The organism is Caulobacter sp. 602-2 (assembly GCF_011043625.1).
Taxonomy (GTDB): Bacteria; Pseudomonadota; Alphaproteobacteria; order Caulobacterales; family Caulobacteraceae; genus Caulobacter.
In genome coordinates, this window is sequence record NZ_JAAKGT010000007.1 from 37,808 (window position 1) to 54,284 (window position 16,477).

General features: G+C 71.1%; 16 protein-coding genes. 8 read left to right on the forward strand and 8 right to left on the reverse strand.

The annotated features are described in order from the left end of the window. Positions 1–75: 75 nt before the first annotated feature. The 6 genes from G5B46_RS15195 (at position 76) to G5B46_RS15220 (ending at position 6,825) form a co-directional block, all read left to right on the forward strand. On the forward strand, positions 76–714 hold the full coding sequence (locus G5B46_RS15195; protein ID WP_165259971.1) for a TetR/AcrR family transcriptional regulator: 639 nt from the start codon (positions 76–78) through the stop codon (positions 712–714). A 145-nt stretch (positions 715–859) separates the two neighbouring features. Next, positions 860–2,143, forward strand: a complete 1,284-nt coding sequence (locus tag G5B46_RS15200; RefSeq protein WP_165259973.1) for an alginate export family protein — start codon at positions 860–862, stop codon at positions 2,141–2,143. 300 nt (positions 2,144–2,443) lie between these two features. Next, entirely contained in the window at positions 2,444–3,811 is a 1,368-nt protein-coding gene (locus G5B46_RS15205; protein WP_205691701.1) for an alginate export family protein, read from the forward strand. Positions 3,812–3,819: 8 nt separating this feature from the next. Continuing rightward, positions 3,820–5,109 (forward strand): CmpA/NrtA family ABC transporter substrate-binding protein, encoded by a 1,290-nt coding sequence (locus G5B46_RS15210; protein ID WP_165259976.1) that lies wholly within the window; start codon positions 3,820–3,822, stop codon positions 5,107–5,109. Positions 5,110–5,122: 13 nt separating this feature from the next. Beyond that, on the forward strand, positions 5,123–6,025 hold the full coding sequence (gene ntrB, locus G5B46_RS15215; RefSeq protein ID WP_165259977.1) for a nitrate ABC transporter permease: 903 nt from the start codon (positions 5,123–5,125) through the stop codon (positions 6,023–6,025). 14 nt (positions 6,026–6,039) lie between these two features. Beyond that, positions 6,040–6,825 (forward strand): ABC transporter ATP-binding protein, encoded by a 786-nt coding sequence (locus G5B46_RS15220; RefSeq protein WP_165259978.1) that lies wholly within the window; start codon positions 6,040–6,042, stop codon positions 6,823–6,825. Here G5B46_RS15220 and G5B46_RS15225 read toward each other — a convergent pair. The 3 genes from G5B46_RS15225 to G5B46_RS15235 form a co-directional block, all read right to left on the reverse strand. Next, positions 6,822–7,463, reverse strand: coding sequence for a GntR family transcriptional regulator (locus tag G5B46_RS15225; protein ID WP_165259979.1), 642 nt, complete (start codon positions 7,461–7,463; stop codon positions 6,822–6,824). The two genes, G5B46_RS15220 and G5B46_RS15225, sit on opposite strands and share 4 nt — an antisense overlap. Positions 7,464–7,554: 91 nt before the next feature. Next, a complete protein-coding gene (locus G5B46_RS15230) occupies positions 7,555–8,553 on the reverse strand; it encodes a 4-hydroxyproline epimerase (protein WP_165259980.1) in 999 nt (332 codons plus the stop codon). Between the two features lie 41 nt (positions 8,554–8,594). Then, a complete protein-coding gene (locus G5B46_RS15235) occupies positions 8,595–9,512 on the reverse strand; it encodes a dihydrodipicolinate synthase family protein (RefSeq protein ID WP_165259982.1) in 918 nt (305 codons plus the stop codon). A 63-nt stretch (positions 9,513–9,575) separates the two neighbouring features. On the opposite strand from G5B46_RS15235, the gene G5B46_RS15240 reads away from it, so the two are divergent. Next, entirely contained in the window at positions 9,576–10,844 is a 1,269-nt protein-coding gene (locus G5B46_RS15240) for an FAD-binding oxidoreductase (protein ID WP_165259984.1), read from the forward strand. Then, positions 10,841–12,052 carry a Xaa-Pro peptidase family protein gene (locus G5B46_RS15245; protein WP_165259986.1) on the forward strand — a complete coding sequence of 404 codons (1,212 nt, stop codon included), beginning with the start codon at positions 10,841–10,843 and terminating at the stop codon, positions 12,050–12,052. The genes G5B46_RS15240 and G5B46_RS15245 overlap by 4 nt, the downstream gene beginning before the upstream one ends. A gap of 51 nt (positions 12,053–12,103) precedes the next feature. Here the strand turns inward: G5B46_RS15245 and G5B46_RS15250 are convergent, their stop codons facing one another. The 5 genes from G5B46_RS15250 to G5B46_RS15270 are packed head-to-tail and all read right to left on the reverse strand — an operon-like array spanning position 12,104 to position 16,465. Next, positions 12,104–12,745, reverse strand: coding sequence for a hypothetical protein (locus G5B46_RS15250; RefSeq protein ID WP_165259988.1), 642 nt, complete (start codon positions 12,743–12,745; stop codon positions 12,104–12,106). Between the two features lie 3 nt (positions 12,746–12,748). Beyond that, on the reverse strand, positions 12,749–14,182 hold the full coding sequence (locus tag G5B46_RS15255) for a hypothetical protein (RefSeq protein WP_165259990.1): 1,434 nt from the start codon (positions 14,180–14,182) through the stop codon (positions 12,749–12,751). Beyond that, positions 14,179–14,832 carry a hypothetical protein gene (locus G5B46_RS15260; protein WP_165259992.1) on the reverse strand — a complete coding sequence of 218 codons (654 nt, stop codon included), beginning with the start codon at positions 14,830–14,832 and terminating at the stop codon, positions 14,179–14,181. Before G5B46_RS15260 ends, G5B46_RS15255 begins: the two co-directional genes overlap by 4 nt. Further along, positions 14,832–15,911, reverse strand: a complete 1,080-nt coding sequence (locus G5B46_RS15265) for a hypothetical protein (RefSeq protein WP_165259994.1) — start codon at positions 15,909–15,911, stop codon at positions 14,832–14,834. The genes G5B46_RS15260 and G5B46_RS15265 overlap by 1 nt, the downstream gene beginning before the upstream one ends. Then, the gene (locus G5B46_RS15270; RefSeq protein WP_165259996.1) at positions 15,908–16,465 is read right to left on the reverse strand and encodes a hypothetical protein; all 558 of its coding nucleotides are present in this window, start codon (positions 16,463–16,465) and stop codon (positions 15,908–15,910) included. Before G5B46_RS15270 ends, G5B46_RS15265 begins: the two co-directional genes overlap by 4 nt. Positions 16,466–16,477: the final 12 nt, after the last annotated feature.

Below are 16,477 nucleotides of genomic sequence, written 5' to 3' on the forward strand. Positions count from 1 at the left end.
CCGGCGTTACGCTTGTCGGCCCTGGGTGATTCCCGTTTAGTGTCAGGTCGGGGAAGAGGGAGGAAGTACCGTATCGTGACCGTCGCGTTGAAGAAGCCGCCCAGGTCCGCCCGCAAGCCCAAGGGCGACGGGCACATGCGTCGGGGCGAGATCCTGGCCGCCGCCGAGAAGATCTTCATCGCCGAGGGCTATGCCGGGGCGACGATCCGCAAGATCGCCGACGCCGTTGGCGTGTCCTCGACCGCGCTGTACATGCACTTTCGCGACAAGGACCAGATCCTGCTCGAGATCGGCAAGGAAGCCATCGAGAAGCTGCTGTCGATCAATGTCGCCCTGTCGCAGGAGCCGATCGACGCGGTCGAGAAGGTGCGGCGGATGCTCGACGCCTACATGCGCTTCGCCTTCGAGAACCCCAACACCTACCAGCTGGTGTTCTGCGGCTCGAACGAGGCGATCTCGGTGGAGAAGCAGCAGGCGGTGTCCGACCTCGGCGACCGCTGCTTCGACGAGTTCAGCGGCCCGATCCGCGAGATCGCCGCCGCCGGCCGCCTGAAGACCGGCACGGCCGAGAGCGCCGCCCAGGTGCTGTGGGCCGCCTGCCACGGCATCGTCTCGCTGGTCATCACCAAGCCCAGCCGCAGCTGGGCGCCGGCCGAGGAACTGATGCAGGTCACGCTGGACGGGGTGATGCACGGCCTGATCGCCGACAGGTAGCAGTCGGGCGCGGCGGGCGACAAACGGTCGCACCTGCGAAATTTCCCCGCAGCGCCAGAAGCTTAGCCGTCTTGCGAAAATACAACGCCGTTCGATGGGCTGGCGGTGGTAGCGGGTTAACCCTTGGGCCCTAGAGCCCCGCCGCATGAGCAGACTTCATGTTGTGTGTGCGGGCCTTGCGGCCCTGGCCTGGGCGAGCGGCGCGAACGCGCAGGAGGCGTCGCTGCTTGACGCCGTGAAGGCCGGCAAGCCGCTGCTGGAGATCCGCGCCCGCTACGAGCGCTACGACCAGACCAAGACCGCCACGCTGCGCAACAACGCCGAGGGCACGACGGTGCGCACGCGCTTCGGCTGGGAGACCGGCGCCTGGCATGACGTGAAGGCCCTGATCGAGTTCGACGACGTCCGTCGCGTGGGTCCCGAGCACTTCGCCATCACCACGCCGGGCGTCTCCACGCCGCTGAACGGCGCCGACAAGGCGCGCTTTCCGGCGATCAACGATCCCAACGTCACAGAGGTGAACCGCGCCCAGCTGCAATGGACGCCCAGCAAGGCGCTGCAGCTGACCGCCGGCCGCCAGAAGATCCAGTTCGACGACCAGCGCTTCGTCGCCGCCGCCGCCTGGCGCCAGGACGAGCAGACCTATGACGGCCTGCGCGCCGACCTGTCGCTGAGCCGCTTCAAGGGGACCTATGTCTACGTCACCCGCGTGAACCGGGCGCTGGGCGAGCGGCGCGACTGGGACAGCGACAGCCATTTCGTCAACGCCAGCTGGACCTTCTCCGAGGCCCTGAAGGCCACGGGCTTCGTCTACGCGCTCGATTTCTCGGACTCGCCGCTCAACACATCGATCACCAAGGGCGTGCGGGCCGTCGGCAAGGCCAAGGCGGGCGCCTACACCCTGAACTATTCGGGCGGTTTCGCGCGGCAGAGCGACTATCACCGCGCCACCGCCGACTACGAGCTCGACTATCTGGGCGGCGAGATCGCGGCCACGCGCGGGATCTATACGGCTCAGCTCGGCTACCACACGCTGGAAGGCGACGGCACGCGCGGCTTCGGCGCGCCGCTGGGCGCGGCCCACGGCTTCTACGGCTGGGCCGACGCCTGGTCGTCGCTGGGCGGCAACAAGAGCTTCGCCGACGGCCTGGACGACCTGAACTTCACCGTCACCCTCAAGCCGAAGATCAAGGTCCGCAACTTCTCGAGCCCCGAGCTGCTGGTCCGCTATCACGACTTCGACGACGACCGCACGGGCGTTGATCTTGGTCACGAGTGGAACGCCCAGCTGACGGCGACCATCGCTCCGAAGCTGTCGGCCCAGCTGAAGTACGCCGGCTTCGACCGCGTTGCGAGCGTGCCGGCCGGCACGCCGGCGCCGCCCGCGTCGCGCAAGAAGGTATGGTTCACCCTCGAGTACAAGCTCTGAGATCGTCCGTAGCGAGAGGAGGGCGCCCGGTTTGCGGGCGCCGCTCAAGTCTTGGGCGCCGTGCCGCTGCGCAAAAACGGGCGCCGCACCTGCGAAGCGACCGATAACGACGGTTTGTCGATTGCCGATCCCCGGCGGTCGGTGCGTCCCTGATCACCGACACGCGGGGCAACGACGTTCCGCGAGGGGCCGCAAGGCCCTGACGCCGACGACGGGGTCGGCGACTGTTTTGGACAACGACGTCCGGAGGGGGCTCACGCCCTCGCCGGGCGTTTTTTTTTGGCCTTAAGGGGAAGAGGCATGAGGACGAAGAGGGCCGGGCTGACGCTCGGCGCTGGGCTCGCGGCGCTGCTGTGGGCATCGGGAACGCACGCCCAGACGACAACGCAAAGCACGCCGCTGGCCGCCGAGCCGGAAGCCGTGACCGAGGCGGCCGAACCACCGCCGCCGCCCGCGCCGCCGCCGACGTTCAGTGACCAGGTGCTGGCCGGCAAGCCGATCCTGGAGGTGCGCCTCCGCTACGAGGGCGTCGACCAGGCCAACCTGCGCGACAGGGCCTCGGCCTATACGGTGCGCACTCGCCTTGGCTGGGAGACCGGCGATTTCCATGGCCTCAAGGGCCTGATCGAGTTCGAGGACGTCCGCCTGGTCGGCCCCGAGCACTACGCCGTCAACGTGCCCGGCGCGACCACGCCGCCGCTGAACGGCGCCGACAAGGCCCGCTATCCGATCGTCAACGACCCGGACGTCACCGAGGTCAACCGCGCCCAGGTGACCTGGACGCCGGGCGCGGCGCTGCAGGTCACGGCGGGCCGCCAGCGCATCGTGCTCGACGACCAGCGCTTCGTCGGCGGCGTCGCCTGGCGCCAGGACGAGCAGACCTTCGACGGCGTCCGCGCCGACTTCGCGGCGGGCCGGGTGAAGGGGACCTACGCCTATCTCACCCACGTCAACCGCATCCTGGGCGAACTACGCGACTGGGACAGCGACAGCCACCTCCTGAACGTCACCTGGTCGCCGGCCGAGGCGCTGCGGCTGCAGGGGTTCGTCTACGCGCTGGATTTCGGCAATTCGGCGATCAACTCGTCGATCACCAAGGGCGCGAAGGCTTCGGGCAAGACCTGGCTTGGCCTTTACCAGGTGGCCTATGGCGCGACCTTCGCCCGCCAGAGCGACTGGCACGGCAACACGCCCAGCTATGATCTGGACTATCTCGCCGGCGAGGTGGCGGGGACCTTCGACATCTACACCGCCCGCCTGGCCTACGAGCAGCTGGAAGGCGACGGCACGCGGGGCTTCACCACGCCGCTGGGCACGGTTCACGCCTTCAACGGCTGGTCCGACTCGTGGGTCTCGCCGGGCGGCAACAAGAGCTTCGCCGACGGCCTGCAGGACCTGAACGTCGGCCTCAACGTCAAGCCGCGCTTCAAGAAGACCTACTTCTTCAACAGCGATCTGCTGGTCCGCTACCACGATTTCGACGACCAGCGGACCGGCGCCGACCTCGGCCACGAGTGGGAGGTCCAGCTGACCGCGGCGATCACGCCCAAGCTGACCCTGCTGCTGAAGTACGCCGACTTCCAGCGCGAGACGACCGTGCCGGCCGGGACCCTGGCCCCGCCGGCTTCGCGGACCAAGGCCTGGTTCTCCCTCGAATACAAGCTGTGAGCCCGATCATGACCAAGACCGACAAGACCGCCCAATCGGGCGTCTCCCGCCGCACGGCCCTGATCGGGGCCGCCGCCACCATGGCCGCCGTCAAGGCCGCGTTCCCGGCGGGCGCCCACGCCGCCGGCGCAGGGCCGGAAACCGCCAAGGCGCGCCTGGGCTTCATCGCCCTGACCGATAGCTCGCCGCTGATCATCGCCAAGGAGCGGGGCTTCTTCGCCAAGCACGGCCTGCCCGACGTGGAGGTGGTCAAGCAGGCCTCGTGGGCGGCCACGCGCGACAACCTGGTGCTGGGCTCGGGCGGCGGCGGCATCGACGGGGCGCACATCCTCTCGCCCATGCCGCTGCAGTTCACCCTGGGCGTCCAGACCGGCGGCAAGCCGCTGCCGATGTACGTGCTGGCCAGGCTCAACACCAACGGCCAGGCGATCTCGGTCGGCAACGACCTGAAGGCCGTGAAGGTGGGGCTGAGCGCCGCCGGGGCCAAGGCCAAGTTCGCCCAGCTGAAGGCCTCGGGAAACATCGCCAAGGTGGCGATGACCTTCCGGGGCGGCACCCACGACCTGTGGGTCCGCTACTGGCTCGCCGCGGCGGGGATCAATCCCGACCTCGACGTCTCGACCATCGTCATCCCGCCGCCGCAGATGGTGGCCAACCTCAAGGCCGGCACCCAGGACGCCTTCTGCGTGGGCGAGCCGTGGAACGGCCAGACGGTCAACCAGCGCATAGGCTACACCGCCACCACCACCAGCGAGCTCTGGATGAACCATCCGGAGAAGGCGCTGGGCATGCGGGCCGACTGGGTCGACCGCTATCCGCGCGCCGCCCAGGCCCTGACCGCCGCCGTGCTGGAGGCCCAGATGTGGTGCGACAAGCCGGCCAACAAGGCGGCCATGTGCTCGATCGTCTCGGGGCGGCAGTACATCAACGTGCCGATGGGCGACATCCTGCCCCGCCAGCAGGGGACTATCGACTACGGCGACGGCCGCAAGGTCACAGGCTCTCCCCACCTCATGAAGTTCTGGGCCGACAACGCCAGCTTTCCCTTCAAGTCGCACGACCTGTGGTTCGTCACCGAGAACATCCGCTGGGGCGTGATCGGGCAGGGGGTCAACAAGCAGGCGCTCGTCAACAAGGTCAACCGCGCCGACATCTGGCGCGCGGCCGCCAAGTCCATCGGCCAGTCGGGTCCCGCCGGCGACAGCCGCGGCCCCGAGCGGTTCTTCGACGGCAAGGTGTTCGATCCGGCCAATCCGGGCGCGTACCTCGCCAGCCAGCCCATCAAGAAGCTCGCCTGAGGAGGGGATCCCCATGACCTATCCCAAGCCCGACTTCGCCGAGGCCGCGCCCGTCGCGGCCCCCGTGAAGGCCTCGGTTGCGGTCCCGCCGCCGGCGGCTGCGAAGAACCCTGGAGGGGGCGGCCTTGGTCGCAGGGCGGGGGCGGTCGTCGCCGCCGTCCTGCCGCCGACGCTGACCGTGCTGGTGATCATGGCGCTCTGGCAGGGGCTGTCGGGCGACTCCTACGAGGGCCTGCCGTCGCCCTCGCGCATCTGGCTGGAGTCCAAGGAGCTGATCGTCGATCCGTTCTACGACCGGGGCGGGGTCGACAAGGGCCTGTTCTGGCACGTGCTGACCAGCCTGAAGCGCGTGGCCTTCGGCTTCTCGATCTCGGCGGTGGTCGGCATCGGACTGGGCGTGCTGGTCGGCGCCAACCGCTGGGCCCACCGGGGGCTGGATCCGATCTTCCAGGTGCTGCGCACCGTGCCGCCGCTGGCCTGGCTGCCGATCTCGCTGGCGGCTTTCCACGAGGCCAATCCGTCGGCCCTGTTCGTGATCTTCGTCACCTCGATCTGGCCGATCGTCATCAACACCGCCGTCGGCGTGCGCAACATCCCCGAGGACTATCGCAACGTCGCCCGCGTGCTGCGGCTGTCGCCGATAGAGTACTTCTTCAAGATCCTGCTGCCCGCGACCACGCCCTACATCTTTACGGGCCTGCGCATCGGGGTGGGCATGAGCTGGCTGGCCATCGTCGCCTCCGAGATGCTGCTGGGCGGCGTCGGCGTCGGCTTCTTCATCTGGGACCAGTACAACGCCTCGCGCATCTCCGACATCGTCGTGGCCTTGGCGTGGGTAGGCCTGACCGGCTTCGCCCTGGACCGCATCGTCGCCCTCCTGGGCCGCATCGTCTCCCGCGGCGACGCGGCGAGCTGAGAAGGAGAAACATCATGGGCAAGGCCTATCTCTCCATCGAGAACCTGGGCGTCACCTTCGGGCACGGCGCGGGGGCTTCCGAGGTGCTGCGCGGCGTCGAGCTGCAGGTGGCCAAGGGCGAGTTCGTCTCGATCATCGGCCATTCGGGCTGCGGCAAGTCCACGCTGCTGAACGTGGTGGCGGGCCTGGTTCCGGCCTCCACCGGGGCGGTGATCCTCGACCGCGAGGCCGTCAGCGCGCCGGGGCCGGAGCGGGCGGTGGTGTTCCAGAACCACTCCCTGCTGCCGTGGCTGTCGGTGCGCGAGAACGTGCAGCTGGCGGTGGACAAGGTGTTCGCCGGCAAGAAGTCGGCGGCCGAGCGCCGCGACTGGACGCTGCACAACCTCGACCTCGTCAAGATGACCCACGCCAGGGACAAGCGGCCGTCCGAGATCTCGGGCGGCATGAAGCAGCGGGTCGGCATCGCCCGGGCGCTGGCTATGCAGCCCAAGGTGCTGCTGCTGGACGAGCCGTTCGGGGCGCTGGACGCCCTGACCCGCGCGCACCTGCAGGACAGCGTCATGGAGATCCAGGCCAGCCTCAACAACACCGTGCTGATGGTCACCCACGACGTCGACGAGGCGGTGCTGCTGTCGGACCGCATCGTGATGATGACCAACGGCCCGCGCGCCACGATCGGCGAGGTGCGCCCGGTGGATCTCGTCCGGCCGCGCGATCGCCTGGCCGTGGCGGAGGACGCGTCTTACGTCCATGCCCGGGCGGCGGTGATCGAGTTCCTCTATGCGCGGAGGGCGGCTTAGGCCGCCAGCTGCTGGCGCAGGTCGGCCAGCGTGCCTTCGATGTGCTCGGCGAGCAGCGCTTCCACCCGCGCCGCGTCGCCGGCCTTCCAGGCGTCGAGGATGGCCCGGTGCTCGCGGCTGGCGCGCTCGTCGCGGCCCAGCGGCTCCAGATGCAGGCGCACATAGCGCTCCGACAGGATCTGCAGGCGCTCGACCAACTGGCTCGTGACATGCCCGCCGGGGCGGACCAGGGCCATGTGGAAGGCGCGGTTGCAGGTCACGTGGTCGCCCTGCGGCTTGCCCAGCTCGGCTTCCAGCGTCGCCAGGGCGCTTTCGGCGTGGGCGTGGTCGTCGGGGCCGGCCTTCAGCGCCGCCTCGGCCGCCGCGCCGGGCTCCAGCCGCAGGCGCAGGGCGAAGACCTCGCTGGCCTCCTCGGTCGACGCCGGCCGGACGACATAGCCCTTGTTGGGGTACGAGCTCAGCAGCCCGTCCTGCTCCAGGCGGCTCAAGGCCTCGCGCAGCGGAATCTTGGAGACCCCCAGTTCGGCGGCGATGGTGTCCTGCCGCACCGCCGCGCCTGGCGGCATGTCGCCCGTTAGGATCCTCCGTCGCACGATCTCGTAGGTCTGATCGGACAGGGTGCGGACGACGATACTCATGCGTTGCGAACTGGCCCCAGTCGGCGCCCCCGCGCCGAAACAAGCCCCGTATACCAGATTGCGCCGGGACCCGGATTAAACCTCGGTCATTTCAGACCACTTGGAAACCCGCCCAGAACGGATCCTCGCGGTCGATCCAGAGGGTGTTGAATCCCGTGGCGATCGCCGAGCCCTGAACCGAGGGAATGATCGCCTGGTGATCGCCCAGCACGGCCTTGGCCTCCACCCGCCCGACGAAACGGCTCTTGATGTAGCTTTCGTGGACGAAGGCCTCGCCGACCTGCAGCCGGCCGGTGGCGAAAAGGTGCGCCAGTCGCGCCGAGGTGCCGGTGCCGCAGGGACTGCGGTCGATGGCCCGATCGCCGTAGAACACCGCGTTGCGGCCGTCCGCGCCGTCGCCAGCGGGGGCGTCGGCCCACAGGACGTGGCTGACCCCGCGGATCGTCGGGTCCAGCGGATGCACCGGCTCGACCTGCTCGCGCACCAGGGCGCGCACGAGCGGGCTCAGCCGCAGGATCTCGGCCGCGCCCAGGGCGTCGACCCCGGCATAGGCGCCCTGCGGCTCGACGATGGCGTAGAAGTTGCCGCCATAGGAGACGTCGACGTTGAGCGGGCCAAGGCCCGGAACCTCGATCCGGATCCCGGTCGCGGCCAGATAGCTGGCGACGTTACGGATCTTCACCGAGGTCACCTTCGAGCCTTGGGTCCCGTAGGCGATGTCGATGACCCCGGCCGGAACCTCCAGCCGCAGGCGGCCGGGCTCACGCGGGGTGATTAGGCCGTTCTCAAGGGCGAAGGTGACGATGCCGATCGTGCCGTGGCCGCACATCGGCAGGCAGCCGCTGGTCTCGACGAACAGGATGCCCGCGTCGCAGTCGGGCAGGGTGGGCGGGTAGAGGAAGCCGCCCGACATCATGTCGTGGCCGCGTGGCTCGAACATCAGGCCGGTGCGGATCCAGTCGAAGCGGGCCAGGAAGTCCTGCCGCCGCTCGCTCATGCTGGCCCCGCGCAACAGCGGCGCGCCGCCGGCGACCAGCCGCACGGGGTTTCCGGCCGTGTGGCCGTCGATGCAGAAGAAGGTGTGGCGCATGGCGTCTCCGGGAACCGGCGGGACTGTCGGGGTCAGGTGTGTCAGGCCGCCTGGGGCTTAGCCAGCACCGGCCGGCTGGCGGCGGCCTCCTCGACCATGGCGACCACCTGGGCCCGGCGGGCGCCGGCCAGCGGCAGGCGCGGCATGCGCACGCGTTCGGAGCCGCGGCCCATCATCTCCTCGGCCAGCTTGATCGACTGGACGAGGTCGTGCTCGGCGTCGAGGTGCAGCAGCGGCATGAACCAGCGGTAGATGCGCCGCGCGGTCTCCAGGTCGCCGGCCTCGACCGCCTCCACCAAGGCCACCGACTCCTGCGGGAAGGCGCTGGTCAGCCCCGAGACCCAGCCCTTGGCGCCCAGCAGCAGGCCCTCCAGCGCCACGTCGTCCAAGCCCGCCATCAGCACGAAGCGCTCGCCGAAGGCGCGGGAAAGGTCGGTGAAGCGGCGGGTGTCGGGCGCGCTTTCCTTGACCGCCACGATGGTCGGCTCGTCGGCCAGGCGCGACAGCACCTCCAGGCCGATCGAGACGCGGTAGGCCGGTGGGTTGTTGTAGAGCATGATCGGCAGGCCGGAGGCGCGGGCCACCGTGCGGAAGTGGGCCTCCAGTTCGGCCTCGGCGGGCACATAGACCATGGCCGGCAGGGCCATCAGCGCGGTCGCGCCGATCGCCTCGGCGTCGCGGGCGAAGGCGGCGGCGCGCGGCGTGGTCAGCTCCGAGCAGCCGACGATGATCGGCACCCGCCCGGCCACCACCTCGACGGCGGCCTTCAGCAGGCTGCGCTTCTCGTCGGGCTCCAGCGAATTGTTCTCGCCGCAGGTGCCCAGCACGACCAGGCCATGCACCCCGTCGCGCACAAGATTGTCGAGCACCCGCTGGCTGGCGTCATGGTCCACCGACAGGTCAGGCTTGAACTGGGTGGTGGCGGCGGGGAATACCCCGGTCCAGCGCATGGGGCTCATTGCTTTGCGGCTCCTGTTTCGTCATATCGTATACGATATTAAGCTGAGGGACGTGGCAAGGGCATGAAGGCGGCTGGAACGGCGGTGATCGGCGGCGGGATCGTCGGGACGGCCTGCGCGCTCGCCCTGCGCCGCGCCGGCGAGGACGTGCTGCTGATCGATCCGCGCCGGGACTCGCCGCCGGCCTCGTTCGGCAACGCCGGCCACATCGCCGTCGAACAGGTCGAGCCGCTGGCGTCGCCGACGGCCCTGGCCTCGGCCCCGCGCCGGCTGTTCGGTCTGGGCGGGGCGCTGGATTTCCGCCTCGCCGACGTCGGGACCTGGGCGCCGTGGGTCGCCCGCTATGTCGCCGCCAGCACCGCCGAACGCGCGGGCAGGGGCAGGGCGGCGCTGGGCGGCCTGCTGGCCGACGCCTTGCCGGCCTGGCGACGCCTGGCCGCTTCGCTGGGGCGCCCCGACCTCGTCATCGAGCAGGGCCACCTGGTGGTCTGGGAGACCAGCGACGCGGCCCGCAAGGGCCTGGCCGCTTGGCGCGAGGCCGACATCGGGACGGCGAGCCTGTCCACCCTTGACGATGCGGGCCTGCGCCGCGTCGCCCGCCAGGTGAAGCCCCCGCTGGTCGGCGGCGTGCGCTTCGACGGCACGGCCCAGGTCAGCGATCCGGGCGGCGCCCTGCGTCTGCTGGGCGAGGCGTTCGAGGCCGAGGGCGGCCGCCGGCTGGTTGCGAGCGTGGCCCGCCTGGCGCCCGCCGGACGCGGCGTCCAGGCCGTGCTGGACAGCGGCGAGCGCGTGGCCGCCGGCCGCATCCTGGTCGCCGGCGGGGTGGGTTCGGGACCCCTGATGCGAAGCCTTGGCCATGTCGCGCCGGTCATCGCCGAGCGCGGCTATCACCTGGAAGGCGGGGCCGGCGGCTGGGCCGACCTGCCGCCGGTGGTGTTCGAGGACCGCTCGCTGATCCTCACCCGCTTTGGCGACCGGCTGCGGGCGGCCAGCTTCGTCGAGTTCTGCCGCGACGGCGCGCCGCCCGACCCGGCCAAGTGGGCGCGCCTGCACCATCACCTGGCGGCGCTGGGCATCTCGCTGCAGGGCGAGGTGCGGCAATGGTCCGGCGCGCGGCCCACCTTGCCCGACTACCTGCCGGCCATCGGCGCCAGCCGGCGGGCCGATAACCTCTACTACGCCTTTGGCCACCAGCACCTGGGGCTGACCCTGGCGGCGACCACCGGCGAGATCACGGCCCGGTTGATGGCCGGCAAGCCCGTAGACCTGGCTCCCTTCGACCTGGACCGGTTCGCATCCGGTCGCGACAAGACCACGAGGAAAGACACATGACCCTGGGCGTGGGCGGATCGACCATGGCCGCCGAACTGGCCGACCTTTCGCTACGCGCCGGCCGGCCGCCGGCCATCGCCGCCGCCGAGTACGAGGCGCGGCTGGAGAAGGCGAGGGCGCTGACCCGCGCGCTGGGCGCCGACGCCCTGCTGATCGGGGCCGGCGCCTCGCTGCGCTATTTCACCGGCGTGCCGTGGGGCGCGACCGAGCGGCTGGTCGCCCTGCTGCTGCCGGTGACCGGCGCGCCGGTGATGATCTGCCCCGGCTTCGAGCTGGGCTCGCTGCAGGCCGACCTGAAGATCGAGGTCGAGATCCGCCTGTGGCAGGAGCACGAGAGCCCCGCCGCCCTGGTCGGCCGGGCGCTGGCGCAGCTGGGCGCCGACGTGCTGGCGCTGGATCCGGCTGCGCCGTTCTCGCTGTTCGCCGCCCTGCGGCAGGCCGCACCGTCGCTGTCGGTCAAGGACGCCGGGCCGGTGGTCGACGGCTGCCGGGGCGTGAAGTCGCCGGCCGAACTGGCGTTGATGCGCTACGCCAAGGCCATCACCCTGGACGTCCATCGCCGCGCCGGCGCGGTGCTGGCGCCGGGCGTGCGGGCCAGCGAGGTGAAACGCTTCATCGACGAGGCGCATCGCGCGGCCAGCGGCGGCGGCTCGACCTTCTGCGCCGTGCAGTTCGGCGAGGCTACGGCCTATCCGCACGGCCTGCCTGGCGACCAGGAGTTGGCCGAGGACGATCTCGTGCTGATCGACACCGGCTGCCAGGTCGAGGGCTACCAGGCCGACATCACCCGCACCTACGTATTCGGTGCGCCCGGCGACGAGCATCGCCGGATCTGGGAGATCGAACACGAGGCGCAGGCCGCCGCCTTCGCCGCCGTCCGTCCCGGCCTGCCGTGCGAGGCTGTCGACGCGGTCGCCCGCCGGGTGCTCGAACGTCATGGCCTGGGCCCCGACTACGCCCTGCCGGGCCTGCCGCACCGCACCGGCCACGGCATCGGCCTGTCGATCCACGAAGGACCTTACCTGGTGCGCGGCGATGCGACGCCCCTGGCGCCGGGCATGTGCTTTTCCAACGAGCCGATGATCGTCATCTCCGGCCGCTTCGGCGTGCGCCTGGAGGACCATTTCCACGTCACCGAGGACGGGGCGGCCTGGTTCACCCCGCCGTCTCCGTCGATCGACGACCCGTTCGGCCTGCGGGCTCGGTGATCCTCCCCCTCTGGAAGAGCCGGCCCGACGGGCGGGGAGGGGAAGTCCAGCCTATTTCAGCCCGAGGGTGACCGGGTTGGTCGTGCGCACCAGGGCCCGGGGCGGGGCGTCCTGGGAGGCTACGGTCTGTTCGGCGGCCTTCTCGGCGGTCACGGCCTGGCCCTGGGAGTCGACGAAGGCCGCGGTGATGCCGCGGGCCGACATCGCGGCGACGGCTTGCGCGCCGGTCAGGCCGCGCACCTCGGGCATGGGAGCCGCATCGTCCAGGGCGGTGGGCGGCGGCACGGGCACGATCTTGAAGGTCAGCTTGGCCGCGCCGCTGGCCTGGAAGGCGTAGCGCTGCTGGAAGGCCGCATCGACGGGGGTGACATAGGTCCGCGCCTTGCCGATCGCGGCGACCTGGCCCGACGTGCCGGCGCTGCCGTCGGCGCCGCCCGTGCCGCCGATGTGCATCGAGACCTGCACTTCGCAGGTGGTCTCTGGCAGCACGTAGAAGGTCGGCTGGTAGCCGATGGCGCGCAGGGCCTCGACGCCCTCGTCGCCGTCGCTCTCGTACATGGCCAGGGTGGCGGCCAGAGAGGCGTGGTCGAGCGCCGCCTGGGCCTCGGCCACCCCGCGACCGACGGCGGCGATCACCTCGCCCAGCGGCGTGGCCAGGCTTTCGCTGAGCAGGTCCGAAGCGTCCTGGGCCATGGGTCAGGCTCCCTGTTCGTCGGCGAAGATGACCATCACCCGCGCGCCGCGGGCGATGATGGATCCGGCCCCGGGCGACTGGACCATGGCCTGGCCGGGGGCGACGGCCGGGTTGAGGCCGCGCGGGCCGGTGCTGGCCTCCAGCACCAGGCCCACCGAGGTCAGCACGCGGCGCACCGCGCTTTCGGTCAGCTGCAGCACGTCGGGCACGCGGGGGCCGTCGTCCTCGCTGGCGACCTTCTCGGGAATGAACTGGAACTTCAGGTCGCTCAGCGAGTCCTGCGGCAGGGTCTTGAGGGTGTCGGCGTCGAGGAATTCCATGCTGCCGCTGTCGCGCAGTATGCCCTTGGCGCTGACCTGGATCGCACCCAGCGAAAAGCCCGTCGGCTTCAGGGTCTTCTGGGCGCTGTCGAGCTGGGTGGCCATGGTGGTGGCCAGATCGGTGACCGCCACGGTCCGCAGCGTGGACGCGACGGCGGGGTTGATCACGCCGGCCGTGGTCCCGGCCGTCGTCCCGCCGGTGGTTCCCGTCGTGGGATCCGGCGTGCGGGTGGCCTTGATGTCCTCGATCTCGAGGTCCTTGGCGACCAGGGTGGCGCGCAGGCCGGAGATTTCCTTCTCCTGCTCGGCGACCACCCGGCTCCGCTCGACCAGCTGGGCGTCGCGGCCGGCCAGTTCCTGGTCGCGTTGCGCCAGGCGGGCGTTGCTCTTGGCGGCGTCGTCGGCGGCCTGGGCCCTGACGGCGGCGATCTGGGCGTCACGCTCGCCCAGGGCCTTGGACTGGCTCGCGATCTGGACGTCGCGGGCGGCCAGGTCCTGGTCGCTCTTGGCGCGGGCGGCGGTGATGTCGGCCTTTTCGGCGCGCAGGGTGGTGATCTGGGCGTCGCGCTCGGTGATCTGTTTCGACTGGGTCGAGATCTGGGCGTCCCGTGCGGCCAGATCCTGGTCGTTCTTGGCCAGCCGCGCGGTGAAGGTCTTGGTGGTGTCGTCGACCGCCTGGGCGCGGATCGCGGCGGCGTCGACCGTCGGCGTCGCGGCGATGGCCGCGTCGGTGGCCACCACCCCGCCGATCGGCGCGGCCGTCCGCAGGGTGCGGGCCGACAGGGTGCGGGCGATCACCGTCTCCTGCACGGCCAGGCGGCGCACCTGGCCGAAATCGATGGCCAGTGCGCCGGTGCGCGCGTTGCGGGTGAACTCGGGGCTGGCCGAGATCACGCCGGCGCCTTCGACCAGCCGGAAGGCCGGGGCGAAGGGCAGGGTGTCGTCGGCGATGGTTCCCGCGCCCTTGGCCGTGCCGGCCGCGTCGGTCTTGGCGCTGGAGGCGCTGGCCCAGGCGCCGGTCTTCAGGTCGAACAGCTGGACGTCCAGCGACGCGCCGGCCGCGACGGCGCCGTCGGCGTCGGTCAGCCGGGCGGTCCAGGAGAAGGCGGTGCTCATCCGACTTCCTCCATGCCGATCACGCCCCGGCCGCTATAGGCGCCGATGGAGGCGACCACCACCACGACCGCGCGGGCGGGCTCCTTGGCGATCGACAGGGCGGCGACCGCGCGGCCCTCGGCGTCGGTGCGCAGCAGGGCCTGCTGCAGCCGCGTGCCGGGCTGGCGCACGAAATTGGCCACGCCCCGCGCCGCCGACAGGGTGGCGCTGGCGGCGTCGTCGATGTTCAGCTCGACCGGCTGGCCGGCCAGCACCTCGCCGGCGCTGTTGGTGACCACGACCGATAGGTTGGCCAGCCCGCCGATGTTGCCGCCGCCCGAGACGGCGATGCGCGGGGTGGGCAGGCCCTCGCCTGGCGGGGTGGCCACGAGGCGCCCGCTGATCGTGCTGCTGACCTGCTGGTTGGTGCTGTTCTGGTCCTTGGCGGTGAACAGCAGGGCGATGGGCCGCCCGCCGCTGTCGGCCTTGGTCTGCATGTCGACCTTGATCGAGAAGTCGAGGAACGGCAGCTGGTAGCCGCCGATGGGCGCGCCGCTGGCGTCGACCTTCGGGCCGCTGTTGAGGGCCAGCTGCGCCTCGCGCACTCCTTCGGCGAGGGCCACAAGCAACTCCTCGATCGAATTGCCGACGAAGCGGCTTTCGGCCGGCATCAGGCGTCTCCCTCGGAATTGTCGCGGGACTCTTCGGAGCGCTTGGCCTTCAGGCGCTCCAGGGCGCGGTCGCGGCGAGCGTCGTCGCGGGCCTCGTCGGCCTCCTTCAGCTCGCGCACGTCGCTGGCCATCTCGCGCAGGCGGTCGGCCTTCTCGGCGTAGTCGGCCAGTTCGCCGACCGCGACGCTGAGCTTGCGGGCCGTCTCGCGCACATAGGGATCGGCGCGGCCCAGGCCCGGGATGCGCTCGCGGGCCCGCTCCACCCAGTCGCTGGGAATGGCGTCGCGGGCGCTGTCCAGCGCGCGTTCGGCGGCGGCGTAGGCCTTGCGGCCGCGGCTGACCATGTCGCGGGCCTTGGCCAGGCGTCGGTCGAGGGGATCGCTGGCCGACGCCGCGCGCGGACGCTGGTCGACGCCCTGCAGGGCGCGGCCGGCGTCGCGCAGGCCCCGACCGGCCTCGGCCAGCGAGGCCAGCCGCCGCGACGGCTCGGTGGAGGAGGCGGGTTCCCGGCGGGCGGCGATCCGTTCCCACGGCGCCTCGCGCGGCGTGGTCGCCGGACGTTCCCAGGCGGCCTCACGGGCGGGCGCGGGCGGACGCTCGAAGATCTCGGGCGTGGTGAAGCGGCGCAGGTCGGGCGTCAGCTCGCCGGGGGTCGGTCGCGCCTGCTCGCCCGGGGTGGCGCGAAGGCCCTCGCCCGGCGTGGTCCGCAGGGCGTCGGCGGCCGTGCCGCGCAGGGCGGGCGGCAGGGCCGGCGGATGCGGGTCGGGTCGCGGCGCGACGGCGGCGCGGGCGGCGTCGCGCCCGGCGCTCCAGCGTTCGAGCTCGGCCCGGCGCTGGTCCAGCGGCGTGACGGCGTAGCGGGGATCGCCGAGCCCGCCCTGGCCGGTCAGGCCGGCCATCCTGCTCTCCAACGCCTGGCGTTCGGCCATCAGCCGCGCCAGGTTCGGAGACACGGCGGCCGGGTCGGCGCCCGGCGGCAGGCCGCGAGGCGGGGAAGGCGTCGCCCGCGCGGCCGGCGCGGCCGCCGGCGCCGGCGACTTGGCGCGACGCAGGGCGTCCTTCCAGGGCGGATCGCTCATCCGTCGTCTTCTTCCTCGGCGGCCCGTCGCTTCTCGATCAGCGCGCGCACCCGCTCCTCGAACAGCGCCGGCGGCGGGATGGGCACCAGCTTGGTGCGCATCAGGCTCGAACCCTCGGCGCTGTACTGGTACTTGGCCGCGTAGCTGGCGCTGACGCTGCTGGCGCTGACCGCGCCGCCGCCGCCGAACGGCGTCCAGAAGCCGCCGGCCTTGACCGTCGTGCTGCTGCTGCTGCGCTTGATCTCGGTCTCGGACTTGAACGAGATCGACATCTTCAGCTCGATCACGGTGTCGACGAACTGGTAGAAGGTCGGCGTGAAGCCGAGCTCCAGCAGGCTGTACTCTTGGCCGTCGCCGAACTTGACCATGTAGGTCTTCGACTTGGCCCCTTCGCCTTCCTTCTCCTCGTCGGCGTCCTCGTCGTAGCCGGCCATCAGCCGGGCTATCCGCAGCGACACCATGTCGAGCTGCAGCTGGGCGGTGGCGATGCCGACGCCCAGGCGCTGGACCATCTCCGGAAAGGGGACGGCGAGCAGTTCGGTGCCCACGCTCATGGCGCGTTCTCC